The following is a 15,390-nucleotide window of genomic DNA, read 5'->3' on the forward strand; positions in this document are numbered from 1 at the left end:
CCCGTCACGCACCGCGCCCCGCGACCCGGCCAGGGAGACCGCCGCATGCTGTCCGTACTGCGCAACCGCACCTACCGGCGTCTGTTCACCGCCCAGGTCGTCGCCCTGAGCGGCACCGGCCTGGCCACGGTCGCGCTCAGCCTGCTCGCGTACGACATCGCGGGTGACGACGCGGGCCAGGTGCTCGGCACCGCCCTCGGGATCAAGATGGCCGCGTACGTGCTCATCGCCCCCGCGATCGGCGCGGTCGCCGACCGGCTGCCGCGCCGGACCCTGATGGTGGGCGCCGACCTGATCCGGGCGGCGGTCGCCCTGTGTCTGCCGTTCGTCGGCCAGGTCTGGCAGGTCTACGTCCTGGTCTTCCTGCTCCAGTCGGCGTCCGCGGCGTTCACTCCGACCTTCCAGGCCGTCATCCCCGACGTCCTGCCCAACGAGCACGACTACACGCAGGCGCTGTCCCTGTCGCGGCTCGCCTACGACCTGGAGAGCCTGTTCAGCCCTGCGCTCGCGGGTGCCCTGCTCACCGTCGTGACGTACAACTGGCTCTTCACCGGCACGATGCTGGGCTTCCTCGGCTCCGCCGCCCTGGTGGTCGCCGCCGCCCTGCCCAAACCGGCGCCCGCCCCGCCGCGCACCGGCAGCGTCTACGCCAAGGCCACGGCCGGCAGCCGCCTCTTCTTCCAGGTGCCGCAGCTGCGTTCACTGCTGATGCTGAACCTCACGGTGGCCGCCGCCAGCGCCATGGTGACCGTGAACTCCGTGGTGTACGCACGAGGGGTGTTCGGCCTCTCGGTGGGATCGCTTTCGTTGGCGCTCGGCATCTACGGCGCAGGGTCCATGGCGGTCGCGCTGCTGCTGCCGCGGCTCCTCGACAGGGTCAGCGACCGGGCCGTGATGCTGGGCGGCGCGCTGCTCCTGGTGGTGGCGTTCGCCGGGCTCGGTGTCATCACGGCCGCTGCGAGCGGCGGTTGGCGCTGGCCCGCCCTCCTCGTGACGTGGGCGGCGTTCGGCGCGGGGGGCTCGATGGTGCTGACGCCGACCGGACGGCTGATCCGGCGCTCGGCTCCACCCGGGGAGCGCACCGCCGCGTTCGCCGCGCAGTTCTCCCTGTCACACGCGTGCTGGCTGCTGACCTACCCGTTGGCGGGCTGGCTCGGCGCGGCGGCGGGGCTCGGCCCGGCAGTCGCCGTGCTGGGCGGCATCGTGCTGGGCGCGGCGCTGCTCGCGGTGCGGCTGTGGCCCGCGTCGGGGCGGGGCACAGCGGCGGGCGCCCAGGTGGTCGAACACGAGCATCCCGACCTCGCGCCCGACCACCCGCACCTGGCCGACTCCGCTCTTGCCGGAGGCCGTTGGCGGCACAGCCACCGGCTGGTCACGGACGATCTGCACTCCCGCCTCTGACTCTTTCGCGGGCGGACCGCGCCAAACGCCGTCGCCTGCCGCTCACCCCACGGGGATCGTCGCGCGCACCTCCTGAGACGCCAAGTGCCCTGCCTTGCGCAGCCAGATCGCGATGCCGGGCGTCCTCCGCGAACGGCGAACAGTCCTGCGCGGACAGCGGCCATGGGCACCGGGCGCGGCGGACCACCCGTGGGGGCGGCGCAGGCCTGGACCACCCCGGGTCCTGACCCAGCTGCCCCTACGGCGTCAGATCATGACCGCTCCGGAGGTTCCACCGCCCCGAGCGGCCGCTGAGCCGGGTGGCGGTGAGCGGGCGGACGTCGAGGCGCCAGAACGCCTCATCAGGCGCTGACAGGGCGTGGACGAGGGCCGCGCGGATCACGTCCGGTTCCGCGACGGCGACGACGTGCCCGGCGGCCTGCTCGCCCAAGGTGTCGAGCCAGGCCGCGACGCGGTCGCGCACCTCGCGCAGTGATTCGCCGCCGTGGGGCGCGGCGGTCGGATCGCCCAGCCAGAGAGCGACGGCTTCCGCTTCGGCGCCCGCCACGGAGTCCAGCGTCCGCCCCCGCCAGCGGCCCATGTCGCAGGCGGCGAGGGTATCGAGAGGTTCGGCACCGGCCAGCCCGAGTGCGTCGGCGGTCCGGCGGCAGCGAGGGGACGGTGAGGTGTACGCGGCCGCGGCCGGGGCGAGCGAGCCGGCCGCCGCCTCCGCGCGTTCGACCCCCACCGGATCGAGGGGCCCGTCGTCGTCGAAGCGGACCTCTTTCAAGGCGTGACTCGTGGCGGGAGATATCAACGTGAGGCGTACGGTCATCGGTTACTCCGGGGGGCCTTCGCGTGGCCACTGACCCGCGCACCCTACCCGCCGGGGGGGCGCACGGACGTGATCCAGGACTCACGCCCTTGGCCGGAGGCTCGGCACGCGGTACGTTCTCGGCGAACATTTCAACAGAACGTGACGACGGCGAACGGAAGTCCGGTGCAAACCCGGCACGGTCGCGCCACTGTGAGCCTCGGCGGTCCCCCCTCCAGGGAGACCGCCTCGGTGAGTCAGACCCGGGGCCGTCGTCCTGTACCACCGTATGGGACGCGTGTTCCCCGAGGAGGTTCCACCATGGCCGAGGCCGTCGTCTCCGCTGCCGATTCCACCCCTTCCGTTGCCGCACCGGCTGCTCTGCCCGTGCGGGCGGTTCTGCCCTGGGCGCTGTTCGTCGGGCTCCTGGCCTTGATCGCGCTGTACTTCGTGGGTGCCGAACAGGGCGCCACCTCCGTGTTCGCGGGAACCGACGTCCACGAGTGGGTCCACGACGGGCGTCATCTGCTCGGCTTCCCGTGCCACTGAGGGGCGACAAGTACGTGCACTCCTCAACTGTAAGAAATCTGCTCGTCCGTGGCATGCTCGCGGGCCTGGTCGCCGGACTCCTCGCCTTCGCCGTGGCCTACGCGATCGGTGAGCCGCCCGTCGACGACTCCATCGCGGTGGAGGAGGCCCAGTCCGCCCGAGAAGCACCCCACGCGGGGCACGGCGGCGCCGCGTCCGAGGCCGCCGCCGAGGAGGAGGAAGCGGTCAGCCGCTCGGTGCAGTCGACCGCAGGTCTCGGCACGGGCGTCCTGGTGTACGGGGTCGCCCTGGGCGGCATCGCGTCCCTGGCGTTCTCCTTCGCCCTGGGCCGCATCGGCCGGTTCAGCCCTCGGGCCACCGCCGCGCTCACCGCGGCCGCCGCCTTCACCACCGTCTATCTGGTGCCGTTCCTCAAATACCCGGCCACCCCACCGGCGGTCGGCAACCCGGACACCATCGGGAAGCGCACCACGCTGTTCTTCCTGATGATCCTGCTCAGTGTGCTGCTCGGCATCGGAGCCGTCATCGTCGGGCGGCGACTGGCACCGCGTCTGGGCAACTGGAACGCCACGCTCGTCGCAGGGGCGGGATTCATCGCCGCGGTGGCCATCGCGTTCGTGTTCCTGCCCGCGAACGACGACGCGGTCAAGGCCGGGTTCCCCGCGGCCGTGCTGTGGGAGTTCAGAGTCGCTTCCCTGGCCATTCAGGCCGTGCTGTGGGCGGTCTTCGGCATCGTCTTCGGAACCTTGGCGCAGCGGCTCCTCGTCCCGCGGACGGTCGACGCACCGGCCGAGGCCGAGAGGCCGACACCGGCCGCCGCCTGACGCGCGCACGGCCCACTGCCCCGCCAACCCCCTTGGGGGTCGGCGGGGCTTCGTGTTCCGTGGCGATCGCCCGCCCTGCCTGTGGGGGAAAACCCCCACCTCGGACGGAGGAAAGCTGCGTTCCGGGGCGCTGCGCCCGCGACCTAGCGTGGGCTTCAGTGACCGCGCCGGAGCGAGCGAGGTCCCGTCGTCGCGTTCGGTACGCGGCAGGGAGTCGTCATGATCGAAGTCCAGGGGCTGACCAAGCGGTACGGGTCCAACGCCGCGGTCGACGCGTTGAGTTTCGGCGTCCCGCCGGGAGGCGTCACCGGGTTTCTCGGGCCGAACGGGTCGGGCAAGTCGACCACGATGCGCATCATCATGGGGCTGGACAGGGCCGACGCCGGGTACGCCCACATCCACGGGCGCCCGTACGGGGAGCTGCGCTGGCCCGCTCGCGAGGTCGGGGCGCTGCTCGAAGCCCGTACCTTCCACCCCGGGCGCACCGGCGCCCAGCATCTGACGGCGTTGGCGGCCGCCGGTGGTGTCGCGCCCGCTCGGGTCGACGAGGTGCTCGGACTCGTCGGGCTCGGTCATGACGCGGGGCGGCGGGCGGGGACGTACTCGCTGGGCATGGCGCAGCGGCTCGGAATCGCCGCCGCACTGCTGGGCGACCCCGGGGTGCTGCTCTTCGACGAGCCGGTCAACGGTCTCGATCCGGAGGGGGTGCGCTGGATCAGGGAGCTGATGAAGTCCCTGGCGGCCGAGGGCCGGACCGTTCTGCTCTCCAGCCATCTGATCAGTGAAATGGCCCTCACCGCCGACCACTTGGTGGTGATCGGGCAAGGGAGGCTCCTCGCGGACTCGTCCGTGCGCGGACTCACCTCTTCGGGGCGCACTCTGGAGGAGGCGTTCTTCGCGCTCACCACCGCGGGGCGGCGACCGCACGGGGCTGAGGAAGGGGTCTCGCGATGAGCACTGCGGCACCTGTGTGGCGGCGCGAGGAGCGGGTCCCCGCCGGGCACTATCGCTTCGGGCACGTCGCCCGGATGGAGTGGATCAAGCTCCGGAGCCTGCGGTCGAGCTGGTGGACGCTGCTGCTCGTGGTGGCGAGCATGGTCGCCATCGGCGTCGTCACCATGGCCAACACCAAGGCACCCGGCCCCGGCAAGGCCGCCGCCTTCGACCCGACGAACAACGTCCTCGCCGGAGTGGCCGTCGGCCAGCTCCTGATCGGCGTGCTGGGCGTGCTGATCGTCACCGGCGAGCACGCGTCCGGCGCGATCCGCTCCACGTTCGCGGTCGTACCCGACCGGCGCCTCGTGCTGACGGCGAAGGCGGCGGTGTACGGGGCGCTGTCCCTCGGGGTGGGTGAAGTGGTCGGCTTCGTGACGTTCTTCGCGGGGCGCGCGGCGATGGGCGACGGTGTGCCGCGTCCCTCGCTCGGGGACGCGGGGGTCCTGCGGGCCGTGCTGCTGTCCGGCGCCTACCTCGGGATGATCGGTCTCATCGGGATCGGTGTCGGCGCCATCGTCCGGCACACGGCGAGTGCCGTCGCCGTACTGGTCGGGGTGACGTTCGTGCTGCCCGCGGTGGTCGGCGGCGTCTCGGGGACCGTGGTCGCGAAGTTCTTCCCGACCATCATCGCGGCCAATTCCCTCGCCGTCACCAAGCCGGTGTCCGGCGTGCTCTCGCCCTGGGCCGGGTTCGCGGTCCTGTGCCTGTACACGGTGGTGGTGCTCGCCGTGGGTGCGCGGCTGCTGGACCGCCGGGACGCCTGACAGGAAACTGATCATCATGCATGTGCAGGACTCCCTCCGCTCCGTCGCCCGCTCCTCCCCCGCCCTCTCCGCCGTCCTCCGCTCCCCCTTCACCCGGCGGGCCTGGGCCGAGGCTGCGTACTGCCTGATCGGGTTCCCACTCGGGCTGGTGGGCGGGACGCTGCTCGCGGTGGTGCTGGTGCTCGGCGCGGGGTTCGCTCTTTCGCTGGTCCTGGCGGTCGTGGGGGCGCTGCTGCTCATCGGCGGGTTGCGGCTCGCCCGCGGGCTGGGCGGCGTGCACCGCGGGCTCGCCGGGGCGCTGCTCGGCGTACGGACGACCACGCCGCCCGCGTTGCGGCCCGGCGGCGGTTTCGTGGGGCGCGTCGACGCGCGGCTGCGGGACGGGGTCGGCTGGCGGGCGGCGGGGTACGTCCTCGCGAAGCTGCCCGTCGGGGCGCTCGGCGCGTACGCCGTGCTGTGGTGGGTGACGGGCCTGGTGAACCTCACGGCCCCGCTGCGGTGGGCGGTCTTCGGGCAGCAGCCCGAGCCGGGTGACCCCGACGGCATGCCGCTGCTCACGCCCATCCCCTTCGGGGGCGCGCACGTGGACACGTTCGCCGGGACCTGGCTCGCGGTGCTGGCCGGTGCGGTCACGCTGCTGTGCGCGCCGTGGGTGACCCGGCTCGTGGTCGCGGGGGACCTGTGGCTGATCGGGGCGCTTCTCGGGCCGGGGCGGCTCGCCGACCGCGTGCGCGACCTGGAGGAGACGCGGGCGCTCGCCGTCGACGACTCGGTGGCGCTGCTGCGTCGGGTCGAACGCGATCTGCACGACGGGGCGCAGGTGCGTCTCGTCGCGGTGGCGATGGGGCTCGACATGGTCAAAGAAGGGCTCGTCGAAGGGCAGCCGCTGGACGTCGGCCGCATCCGAAAGCTCGTCGACGGCGCGCACCGGAACGCCACCGAGGCGCTCACCGAACTCCGTGACCTGGCCCGGGGCATCCACCCGCCCGCGCTCGACGACGGCCTCCCGGACGCCCTCGCCACGCTCGCCGCCCGCAGCACGGTGCCGGTCCGGCTCTCGACGGACGTTCCGGTGCGCCCCACCCCGGCGATCGAGACCATCGCGTACTTCTGCGCCGCCGAGCTCCTGACCAACGTCATCAAGCACAGCGGGGCGCGGCAGGCCGAGATCGGCGTGACGCAGCGGAACGGGCTGCTGCGGCTGCAGGTGACCGACGACGGGCGGGGCGGTGCCGCCGCGGGCACGGGGAGCGGCCTGACGGGGCTCGCTCAGCGCGTCCGCACCGTGGACGGCCGCATCGACGTCCACAGCCCCGAGGGCGGTCCGACGACCATCACCGTCGAACTTCCCTTGCGCGCGTGAAAGCATGCAGGGCATGCGTGTCGTGATCGCCGAGGATGCCGCCGTACTGCGGGAGCTGCTGGCCCAGATGCTCACCGAGCGCGGCCACGAGATCTGTGCCGCCGTGGGCGACGCCGACGCCCTGCGCGAGGCGGTGGCCGCGCACCGGCCCGACGTCACCGTGGTCGACATCCGGATGCCGCCGACCCACACCGACGAGGGGCTGCGCGCCGCCATCGACATCCGTGCCGAACACCCCGGCACCGGAGTGCTGCTCTTCTCCCAGTACGTCGAGACGAAGTACGCCACCCGGCTGCTGGCGGCCGGTTCCGCGGGCGTCGGCTATCTGCTCAAGGACCGGGTCGCGAACGTCGCGGAGTTCACCGACGCGCTGGAGCGGGTGGCTGCGGGCGGCACCGCGCTCGACCCCGAGGTCGTCACACAGCTCGCCGGCGCGGGCAGCCGAAAGGCCGAACTGGCGCCGCTCACCGCGCGGGAGCGCGAGGTGCTCTCCCTGATGGCGGAGGGCCGGTCCAACGCCGCCATCGCCCAAGCGCTCTTCGTGTCCAGCGGCACGGTGGAGAAACACGTCGCGGCCGTCTTCGACAAGCTCGGCCTGCCGGCCTCGCACGACCACAACCGCCGGGTGCTCGCGGTCATCCGCCAGCTACGATCCTGAGTCGCCGACCCCGCCCCCAGGGGTCAATTCCCGCCGTTCTGCGGAGGCCAACACACCCTCCGCGAGGGGTAGTTCATGTCGCGCACATGCCCCGGAGGTGTCGTCCACGCCAAGCCGCGGAGCCGCCCCCGCCCGCCGTGGCCGACGTGGACACCACTAGACCTCGCCGCCCCCGCCGGATCCCCACATTCCGCGTCAAGCCCCTACGCTTTCTTCACCCTTTGCCTCTAGACTTCCGCCCCCGGCTCCACGTATTCGCAGGACAAAGGCATATGCCAGAAGCACCACCGCATCGTGTGTTGCCAAATCCCTTACGGCCCCCCTCCTGCTGTGCGAAAGTCATTAGCGGTCCACCACCCGTCAAGCTGGTCGCACCGCACCTTCAACGGAGCACCTCATGCCGTCCCATGTCTTCGCGGACCACGCAGCCGCCCAGCCGCCCGAGCGCGGCGCGGTCGACGCGCTGATCTCGCAGACGCGTCGGCTCCGCGGCGAGGTCGACGCCGTGCGGCGCGACGCCGTGGACGACCACGCGGACCCCGCCGGGCGCTGGCAGCGGGCCCTGTGCGACCTGGCGGTCCATCAGCTCAACGACCTCGACGACCACCTCGCGCAGCTGCGGGACGGTCCGCCGCGGACGGCCGGGGAGACCGCGGCGCCGGCTGTCCCGGAGTCCGCCGAGCCCGGCCGCGATTCCCTGCTGAGCCGGGTGGGCAGCGCCGAGTGGAACCTCCTGACCGACGAGGCCAGCTGGTCCGGCGAGCTCTACGGAATCCTCGGCCGCGACCCTGCCGCTCCCCCGCTCTCCCTGGACGAGCTCCCCTCCCTGGTGCACACCGACGACCAGCCCCTGCTGACCGCGATGGTCACGGACTGTCTCGTCGACGGAAAGCCCATCGACGGCGAGTTCCGCGTCCTGCGCTCCGACGGGCGCGTCCGCCAGGTGCACATGATGGGCGAGCCCGTCCTCGCCGCCGACGGGTCCACCGCCTCCATGTGGGCGGTCCTGCGGGACATCAGCGAGCTGCGCCGCAGCCAGCGCGTCGTGCGCGAGAGCCGCGACTCGCTGCAGCGCCACCACGACATCGCGCAGACCGAGCACCGCCTCGCCGTCGCACTGCAGGAGGCGGTCCTCCCGCCGTGGCGCGGCTCCCTCCGGTTCCCGCACGGCGGGCCCGGCAGACTCGACCTCGCCGCCCGCTACCTCCCCTCCGCGACCAGCACGCTCATCGGCGGAGACTGGTACGACGCGATGGAACTGCCCGGCGGCGACGCCCTGCTGAGCGTCGGCGACCTCACCGGGCACGGCGTCGCCGTCACCTCAGGCATGGCGATGCTGCTCGGCGCGCTGCGCGGCATGGCGGTGGCCGGAGCGCAGCCGGGCGGCCGTTTCGCCCAGCCCGGCCAGCTCATGGGCTGGCTCAACCAGTTGCTGGATGCCACGGTCCAGCCCGCCCTCGGCAGCGCCGTCTGCTGTCGCTTCGATCCGACCACGCACTTACTCACCTGGGCACAGGCCGGGCACCCCGCCCCGCTGCTGTTCCGCGACGGGACGGGGCGCGCGCTGACGCCACCGCGCGGCGTGCTCCTGGGGGCCACCTCCGGGGCGACGTACGAGCAGGCCGAAGAGCAACTGCGGCCCGGAGACCTGTTGCTGCTGCACACCGACGGCCTGGTGCCGCGGCGCGACAGGAACACGGCGACGAGCCTGCTGCTCTCCCTCGCGTCCCGTTTCGCCGAGGCGCGAACGGCACAGGACTGCGTGCGGACCGTCGTCGAGGAATGCGGCGAGGCACCTCGTGAGGACGACGCCTGCCTGTTGGTCGCGCGGGTCTGAATCCCTCGACCGCGCGATGTCTCATGCGCTCCGGTGCGTCACGCCCTGGCGGTCCTCCCCCTGCTCGCCTTCGGCAGCGCGAACTTGATCTCCTCGCGCAGGTCCTGGATCTTCGGATAGCCCGCGTACTGCGCGGTCAGCCGGTACATCTCGCGCAGCCGGTCCCAGGTGCGGTGCGAGGAGTTCGCCCGCATCGACACCAGCGCCAACCGCGCGTACCTGTCGGCCTGTTCGGGGTCGTCGGCGATGAAGCAGGCCGACGCCAGTGAGATGTAGTCGAAGATCTGCGACCGGTCGCGGTTCTTGGACCGCAGCTCGATCGCCTCCTTCGCATGACGCTGCGCGGCGTTCGCCGCGGATGCCTCGTGGTCGGCGAGGGTGCGGTAGGCCAGGGCCTGCATGCCGTGCAGATCCGCCTCGTCGAACATCTGCATCCAGCTCGGCGGCGGCACGTCCCCCTTGTCCGAGACGAAGAGGTCCTCGGCCAGGCCGAGCGTGCGCCGCATCGCCTGGCCGCGCCCCATCGACGCATGCGCCCAGGCCTCGATGGTGTACAACATCGCCTGGGTGCGGGGCAGGGCCTCCTCGCCCGCGCCCGACTTGGCGAGCTTCATCAGGTCCAGGGCGTCGTCCGGCTTGCCGAGGTGCACCATCTGGCGCGCGGCCCGCGACAGTGCCTCTCCCGCCCGCGGGCGGTCGCCGCCCTCGCGGGCGGCGTGCGCAGCGATGACGAAGTACTTCTGCGCCGTGGGCTCCAGGCCGATGTCGTGCGACATCCACCCCGCGAGCACGGCGAGGTTGGCGGCGACGCCCCACAGGCGCCGCTGAAGGTGTTCGGGGTGTCGGTAGGCGAGCATGCCGCCCACCTCGTTGAGCTGGCCCACCACGGCCTTGCGCTGCAGCCCGCCTCCGCGGGCCGCGTCCCAGGCGCGGAACACTTCGACCGAGCGCTCCAGCTCCTCGATCTCCTGGGACCCGATGGGGGCGGCCTCATAGCGGTCGAGCCCGGCGGGATCGACGTGCAGGGGATCTTCGATACGGGGGGCGTCGGCCTTGAAGGCCGGATCGGTGTGCAGCCAGTCGTGCATGGCGCTGCTGAGTGCGGAGCCTGCGGCAAGCGCAGCGCCCGCGCCCACCAAGCCGCGTCGGTTGAGCATGAGGTCCATTCCCGTGAATTCGGTGAGGACCGCGGCCGTCCGCTCGGGCGCCCACGGCACGCCGTCGGGGTGCTCCACACTCCCGTCGCCACGCCGCTTCCCTGTGCGCCCGTGCCGGACCAGACCCAGATCCTCAGTGGTCACGACACGGCCGAGACGCTCGGTGAACAGAACAGCCAGCACCCGTGGCACCGGATCACGCGGGATCTCTCCCATGTCGATCCACCGCCGCACCCGCGAGGTGTCGGTGGCCAGTTGGGGGTGGCCCATAGCCGCCGCCTGCCGGTTCACCAGTCTCGCGAGCTCCCCCTTCGACCAGCCGGCCAGGCCGAACAGGTCGGAGAGACGGGTATTGGGTTGTCCGTTCACGTCAAGCCCCCAGGTTCTCGGCTGAGTTGACAGTAGCCCTCTGTCAGTTGCAGAGCGACTATTCGCCAGGGTTCGCCAGGGTGCGCCACATGGTGTGCCAGGGGACGGCGGGTGTCAGGTAGGAGTGCGCCACCCCGACCCGGTCGCCGCAAGGCACTCCCCAGGGTGCACCCGAAGCGACCGGGCCGGGAGGCGCACGCAATTCACAGGCACACGAAGGGATCTGTATCGCCCATGTACGCAGCATCGTCCTCCGTGTCCGCCCCGCCCCGGCCGCTGCACCCGCGCCCTCCGCTCCACCGGAGCCGCGAGGTGCCCCCGTCGTCGGGGAACGGCCCCTATCTGGAGCCGGTGCGCCCCGCGGGCGCGCCGCTAGGCGTCGGCCGCACGCCCCGCATGCCGGGGGCCGGCACGCAAACGCTCAGCGGGAGACTCGACTTGTCCGGCCCCCAGGGGGCGCAACTGCGCACCGCGATCGCTTCGGTGCACCGCATCTGCCCCGAGTTCAATCCGGTGCAGGTGCTCCGCAGAAGCGGCCGCACCGTGCTGCTCGTCGGCACGGCGGGCCGCGGCACCGCCGTCGCCAAGTGTCTGCTCGACCACTCGCCCGGCTGGGCCGAGCGGATCCGGCACGAAATAGCGGTATACCGCTCGTTCGTCCGGCACCGACCTCCGGTCCGCGCGCCGCGGCTCATCGCCGCCGATCCCGAGGACTGCACGCTGGTGATCGAGCGGATGCCCGGCCGAGTGGCGGCACTGCACCGGCATCCCGTCGAGTCGCCGCCGCGTGCGGACATCCGGGCGGCCCTGGGCTCCATCTGCCGCCTCAACCAGTGGCGGCCGCCGGCGGAAATGTTCGGCAAGCCGCTGGACTACGGCAAGCGGATCACCCGCTTCCACGAGCTGGGCCTGCTGACGGACCGCGACATGGGCGACCTGCAGAAGCTGCTGCACGGCATCGCGCACTCCGTCGGGCACCAGGGCAACGGCAGCCACGCGATGTGGCAGTTCTGCCACGGCGACGCCCTGCTGTCGAACATCCTCCTCTCTCCCCCCGGCCCCGTCCTCGTCGACTGGGAGCACGCCGGGTGGTATCTGCCGGGGTACGACCTGGCGACGCTGTGGGCGGTCCTCGGTGACGCCCCGGTGGCCCGGCGCGAGATCAGCCAGCTAGCACAGTCCGCGGGCCCGGCGGCGCGCGACGCGTTCCTGGTGAACCTGATGCTGGTCCTGACCCGCGAGATCCGTACGTACGAATCGGCCGTGCAGCGTTCGATGCACGACTCGGCCCCGGCGGCACCGGGCCCGGCCCAGCCCGGTGCTGCGCCGTCCGGCGAGGAACAGCGGCTGCTGTTGCGGCGGCTGCACGACGACTGCCAGCTGGCCCGCAGGGCCGTGCGTGCGGCGGTCGGCACTCGCTGACGGGGAGGACAGGTCCGCGGTGTGCTTTGGACAGGGGCGCACCGCGGACCGTCTTATGCCTCCGGCGACTTCCGAAGGACTATGACGTGCCGTCGTGTCCGCGCGTCTAGGACGCGGAGAACTGCACCGCGTCCACGTCGAAGGAATTGTCCTGGGACGACGTGAAGACCAGATACAGCTTGTGTGTTCCGGTCAGGGCCTCGACCGGTACGGCGGGCGTCGACTGGTAGGTGTCCCAGCCCCCGGTGTCGGGCACGGGCGTCGTGGCGAGCAGTTTGCCGTCGGGCGCGTCGGCGCGCAGCTCGATGGAGCCGACGCCGTAGGGCGAGGACAGCTTGTACGCGACCTTGCCGATGCCCTCCACGCTCATCGGGCTGTAGGCGATCCAGTCGCCGTTGCTGATGTCGCCGATGCGCTTGCCGTTCTCGGCCCCCTCCTGCGAGACGATGCGTGTCCCGGACTGGTCGTCGCGGTACTCCGCCTGCTTGTGCTTGGGCTGCAGCACCGAGCGGCCGTACCCGGTCAGGGCGCTGACGCCGTCGCCGCCCTTGTCCGTGTACTTCGCGTTGAGGACGTACGTGAGGTCGGCGCCCTCGGGGTGGCCGCCGAGGTCTCCGGTGTCGACCGTTCCCTCGCATCCGGGGATGTCGGTGGTGGGGTGCTCGTGGTCGTCATGGCCGAGTGCCGGGTTCACCGTGACCTTCGAGCAGTCGACGGTGCCGTCCTCCGGGTCGGTCACGGTGACCTTGTACGGGATCTTGTCGCCGAAGTCGATGAGCTTGCCGTCGACCGGCGTCTCGATCGTCACCTTCGGTGCGGTGTTGCCCGCGGTGACGGGGACGTTGGCGTAGCCGGACTTGCCCGAGGAGTCGGTGACCTTCAGCTGGGCGTTGAAGTCCCCCTTGGCGGTGTAGGTGTGCGAGGGGTTCGGTTCCGTCGAGTCGTAGGTGCCGTTGCCGTCGAAGTCCCAGGCGTAGCTGAGGGAGTCGCCGTCGGGGTCGGAGCTGCCGGTGCTGGAGAAGTCGACCTTCAGCGGGACGGGGCCGTTGGTGGCGGATGCCTTGGCCTTGGCGAGCGGGATGCGCTGCCCCTGGGCGTAGTCGATGCGGTAGAGCCCGGAGTCGTTGTTGCCGCCGCCGAACTCGCTGCCCCACTCCAGGACGTAGAGCGATCCGTCGGGTCCGAAGGTCATGTCCATGGGCTTGGCGAACTTCGCCGACTTGAGGAAGTCGTTGATCTTCAGGAGTCTGCCGTCCTTGTCGAAACGGATCTCCTTGACCGAGTCGCGCGCCCACTCGTAGAAGAAGTTGGCGCCCTCGAAGTAGGCGGGGAACTTCGTCTTGGAGGGGTTCTTCGCGTCGTAGTGGTAGACCGGTCCGCTCATGGGCGCCGAGCCGCCGGAGCCCATTTCGGGGAACTCCTTGGAGGCGCCGTACCCGTACCAGATCTCGGGCTGCTGGAGGGCGGGCAGGTCTTTGAGGCCGGTGTTGTTCGGCGACGGGTTGACGGGCTCGGCGCAGTCGAACTTGGTGCCCGCCTTCTGGGTCTCCGGGTCATAGGGGGCGTAGGCCTGGTTGTTGCCGTGGCAGAAGGGCCAGCCGAAGTTGCCCGCCTTCTTGATGACGTTGTACTCGACCAGGCCCTCGGGACCGCGGTCCGTGGTGGGGCCGCCGCGGTCGGGGCCGTAGTCGGAGGCGTGCACGTACCCCGTCTTGGGGTCGACGGTGAACCGGAACGGGTTGCGGAAGCCCATGGCGTAGATCTCGGGGCGGGTCTTGGCCGTGCCCTGCTTGAAGAGGTTGCCCTTGGGGATGGTGTATCCGCCGCCGTCCTTGGGCTTGATGCGGAGGATCTTGCCGCGCAGGTCGTTGGTGTTGCCCGCGGTGCGGGCGGCGTCCAGCATCTGCTTGCCGGGCCGCCAGTCGAGCGGGGCGTATCCCTGCCAGGCGGGGTCGAGGTTGGGCGGAGTGTCGTCGCCGACGCCGAGGTAGAGCGTGCGGTCGGGGCCGAACTCGACGGCGCCGCCGGTGTGGCCGGGCTCGGGGAAGGTGCGGTCGCGGTACGCGGGGACGTCGAGGAGCTTCTTCTCGCTGGCGAGGTCGAGGGTGTTGTCCTTCTTGACCGTGAAGCGGGAGAGGCGGTTGACGTCGTCGGTCGCCTTGCCGGGCGCGTAGTAGAGGTAGATCCAGCGGTTGTCGGCGAACTTCGGGTCGAGTTCCATGCCGACAAGGCCGTCCTCGCCGCCGGTGTACACATCGAGCTTGCCGGCGGTGGTGGTGGCGTGGGTCTTCGGGTCGAAGATCTTCACCTCGCCGCTGCGCTGGACGTAGAAGACCTTGCCGTCCTTGGCGACGTCGAGTTCCATGGGGTCGGCGGTGTTGTCGTCGAGGGCGGTCTTCTCGTAGCCGGACCAGACGGTGCCGCCGCAGTCGCCGGAGGCGTTCCCCGCGGCCCATTTGATGCCGCCGAGTACGTGCTCACGGAAGGCGGGCTCGCTGTAGGAGGCCTTGTCGTGGCCCATGGCGGTGGCCCACACCTTGCCGCCCTCGGCGTTGCGGCACCAGGAGATGGGGTGGTCGGCACCCATCGCCGAACCACCGGGGTCGTACGTCGTCTCGTCCGCGGTCACCAGGACGTGCACGTCGCCCCGGGGGTTCTTGTCGAAGTTGTACCACTCCTCGGGGCGCTCCCAGCGCTCCGGAAGTCCCTTGGTGGAGGGGTGGGCGCGGTCGGCGACCTTGGCGGTGCCCTTGAGGACGCCCGGGGAGTGGGCGGGCATGTGGGCACCGGCGTTGATGAGGTCGTCCCACCAGGGGAAGGAGTCCTCGACGCCCATGTCGAGGGTGTTGTGCAGGGCGACGACGCCCTTGCCGCTCTTCACGTACTTCTTCATGGCGTCGCGCTGCGCTTCGGTGTCCCAGACCATGCCGGAGTTCTGCAGCATGATGATGACGTCGAAGTCCTTGAGCTTCGCGTCGTCGAAGACGGTGGCGTCGTCGGTCTGGACGACCTCGAAGTTCTCCGCCGCGGCCTGTTCCTTGACCATCTGGACGCCGGCCGGAATGGAGTCGTGGACGTATCCGACGGCCTTGGTGAAGAGCAGGGCGCGGAAGGCCGGGGCCCTGTCCGCCGCCGTGGCTCCGGTGCCGGGCAGGAAGGCCACGGTGAGGAGCAGCGCCGCGACCAGGGCGACGATCCCTCTGCGCAGGCCTCTGAGGCCTCCAGGGCCTCGTATGTCACGAGCATGACAGCCCATG

Annotated in this window: 12 protein-coding genes; 9 read left to right on the forward strand and 3 right to left on the reverse strand. The window is 71.4% G+C overall.

What is annotated here, in order from left to right:
* The first annotated feature begins 45 nt into the window (after positions 1–45).
* Positions 46–1,401 (forward strand): MFS transporter, encoded by a 1,356-nt coding sequence (locus AOK03_RS18320; RefSeq protein ID WP_055566360.1) that lies wholly within the window; start codon positions 46–48, stop codon positions 1,399–1,401.
* 238 nt (positions 1,402–1,639) lie between these two features.
* Here AOK03_RS18320 and AOK03_RS18325 read toward each other — a convergent pair whose 3' ends face one another.
* Complete coding sequence (locus AOK03_RS18325; protein WP_055566361.1) at positions 1,640–2,215, reverse strand: histidine phosphatase family protein; 576 nt, start codon at positions 2,213–2,215, stop codon at positions 1,640–1,642.
* A gap of 300 nt (positions 2,216–2,515) precedes the next feature.
* Between AOK03_RS18325 and AOK03_RS18330 the strand changes: the two genes are divergently transcribed.
* From AOK03_RS18330 to AOK03_RS18360, 7 genes are all read left to right on the forward strand, one after another.
* Positions 2,516–2,743: a CbtB domain-containing protein gene (locus tag AOK03_RS18330; RefSeq protein WP_055566362.1), complete on the forward strand. Its 228-nt coding sequence runs from the start codon at positions 2,516–2,518 to the stop codon at positions 2,741–2,743.
* A gap of 14 nt (positions 2,744–2,757) precedes the next feature.
* Positions 2,758–3,567, forward strand: a complete 810-nt coding sequence (locus tag AOK03_RS18335) for a CbtA family protein (protein ID WP_079074812.1) — start codon at positions 2,758–2,760, stop codon at positions 3,565–3,567.
* A gap of 219 nt (positions 3,568–3,786) precedes the next feature.
* Positions 3,787–4,521 carry an ABC transporter ATP-binding protein gene (locus tag AOK03_RS18340; RefSeq protein WP_055566364.1) on the forward strand — a complete coding sequence of 245 codons (735 nt, stop codon included), beginning with the start codon at positions 3,787–3,789 and terminating at the stop codon, positions 4,519–4,521.
* Positions 4,518–5,327, forward strand: coding sequence for an ABC-2 transporter permease (locus tag AOK03_RS18345; protein WP_055566365.1), 810 nt, complete (start codon positions 4,518–4,520; stop codon positions 5,325–5,327). Before AOK03_RS18340 ends, AOK03_RS18345 begins: the two co-directional genes overlap by 4 nt.
* Before the next feature lie 16 nt (positions 5,328–5,343).
* Complete coding sequence (locus AOK03_RS18350; RefSeq protein ID WP_055566423.1) at positions 5,344–6,690, forward strand: sensor histidine kinase; 1,347 nt, start codon at positions 5,344–5,346, stop codon at positions 6,688–6,690.
* 13 nt (positions 6,691–6,703) lie between these two features.
* Positions 6,704–7,348 carry a response regulator transcription factor gene (locus AOK03_RS18355; RefSeq protein WP_055566424.1) on the forward strand — a complete coding sequence of 215 codons (645 nt, stop codon included), beginning with the start codon at positions 6,704–6,706 and terminating at the stop codon, positions 7,346–7,348.
* 397 nt (positions 7,349–7,745) lie between these two features.
* The gene (locus AOK03_RS18360; RefSeq protein ID WP_055566366.1) at positions 7,746–9,185 is read left to right on the forward strand and encodes a PP2C family protein-serine/threonine phosphatase; all 1,440 of its coding nucleotides are present in this window, start codon (positions 7,746–7,748) and stop codon (positions 9,183–9,185) included.
* 38 nt (positions 9,186–9,223) lie between these two features.
* Here AOK03_RS18360 and AOK03_RS18365 read toward each other — a convergent pair whose 3' ends face one another.
* Positions 9,224–10,711: a DNA-binding protein NsdB gene (locus AOK03_RS18365; RefSeq protein ID WP_055566367.1), complete on the reverse strand. Its 1,488-nt coding sequence runs from the start codon at positions 10,709–10,711 to the stop codon at positions 9,224–9,226.
* Between the two features lie 234 nt (positions 10,712–10,945).
* Between AOK03_RS18365 and AOK03_RS18370 the strand changes: the two genes are divergently transcribed.
* Positions 10,946–12,133 carry an aminoglycoside phosphotransferase family protein gene (locus AOK03_RS18370; RefSeq protein ID WP_055566368.1) on the forward strand — a complete coding sequence of 396 codons (1,188 nt, stop codon included), beginning with the start codon at positions 10,946–10,948 and terminating at the stop codon, positions 12,131–12,133.
* 106 nt (positions 12,134–12,239) lie between these two features.
* On the opposite strand, the gene AOK03_RS18375 is transcribed toward AOK03_RS18370, so the two are convergent.
* Entirely contained in the window at positions 12,240–15,389 is a 3,150-nt protein-coding gene (locus tag AOK03_RS18375; RefSeq protein WP_167355620.1) for a ThuA domain-containing protein, read from the reverse strand.
* Position 15,390: the final 1 nt, after the last annotated feature.

Source organism: Streptomyces atriruber (genome assembly GCF_001418325.1).
Lineage (GTDB): Bacteria > Actinomycetota > Actinomycetes > Streptomycetales > Streptomycetaceae > Streptomyces > Streptomyces atriruber.

What these genes read in the sequence shown, in the direction of transcription:
- AOK03_RS18325 (WP_055566361.1), bottom strand. Translation starts at nt 2,215, where the DNA reads ATGACCGTACGCCTCACGTTGATATCTCCCGCCACGAGTCACGCCTTG.
- AOK03_RS18355 (WP_055566424.1), top strand. Translation starts at nt 6,704, where the DNA reads ATGCGTGTCGTGATCGCCGAGGATGCCGCCGTACTGCGGGAGCTGCTG.
- AOK03_RS18340 (WP_055566364.1), top strand. Translation starts at nt 3,787, where the DNA reads ATGATCGAAGTCCAGGGGCTGACCAAGCGGTACGGGTCCAACGCCGCG.
- AOK03_RS18360 (WP_055566366.1), top strand. Translation starts at nt 7,746, where the DNA reads ATGCCGTCCCATGTCTTCGCGGACCACGCAGCCGCCCAGCCGCCCGAG.
- AOK03_RS18375 (WP_167355620.1), bottom strand. Translation starts at nt 15,389, where the DNA reads ATGGGCTGTCATGCTCGTGACATACGAGGCCCTGGAGGCCTCAGAGGC.
- AOK03_RS18350 (WP_055566423.1), top strand. Translation starts at nt 5,344, where the DNA reads ATGCATGTGCAGGACTCCCTCCGCTCCGTCGCCCGCTCCTCCCCCGCC.
- AOK03_RS18330 (WP_055566362.1), top strand. Translation starts at nt 2,516, where the DNA reads ATGGCCGAGGCCGTCGTCTCCGCTGCCGATTCCACCCCTTCCGTTGCC.
- AOK03_RS18370 (WP_055566368.1), top strand. Translation starts at nt 10,946, where the DNA reads ATGTACGCAGCATCGTCCTCCGTGTCCGCCCCGCCCCGGCCGCTGCAC.
- AOK03_RS18320 (WP_055566360.1), top strand. Translation starts at nt 46, where the DNA reads ATGCTGTCCGTACTGCGCAACCGCACCTACCGGCGTCTGTTCACCGCC.
- AOK03_RS18345 (WP_055566365.1), top strand. Translation starts at nt 4,518, where the DNA reads ATGAGCACTGCGGCACCTGTGTGGCGGCGCGAGGAGCGGGTCCCCGCC.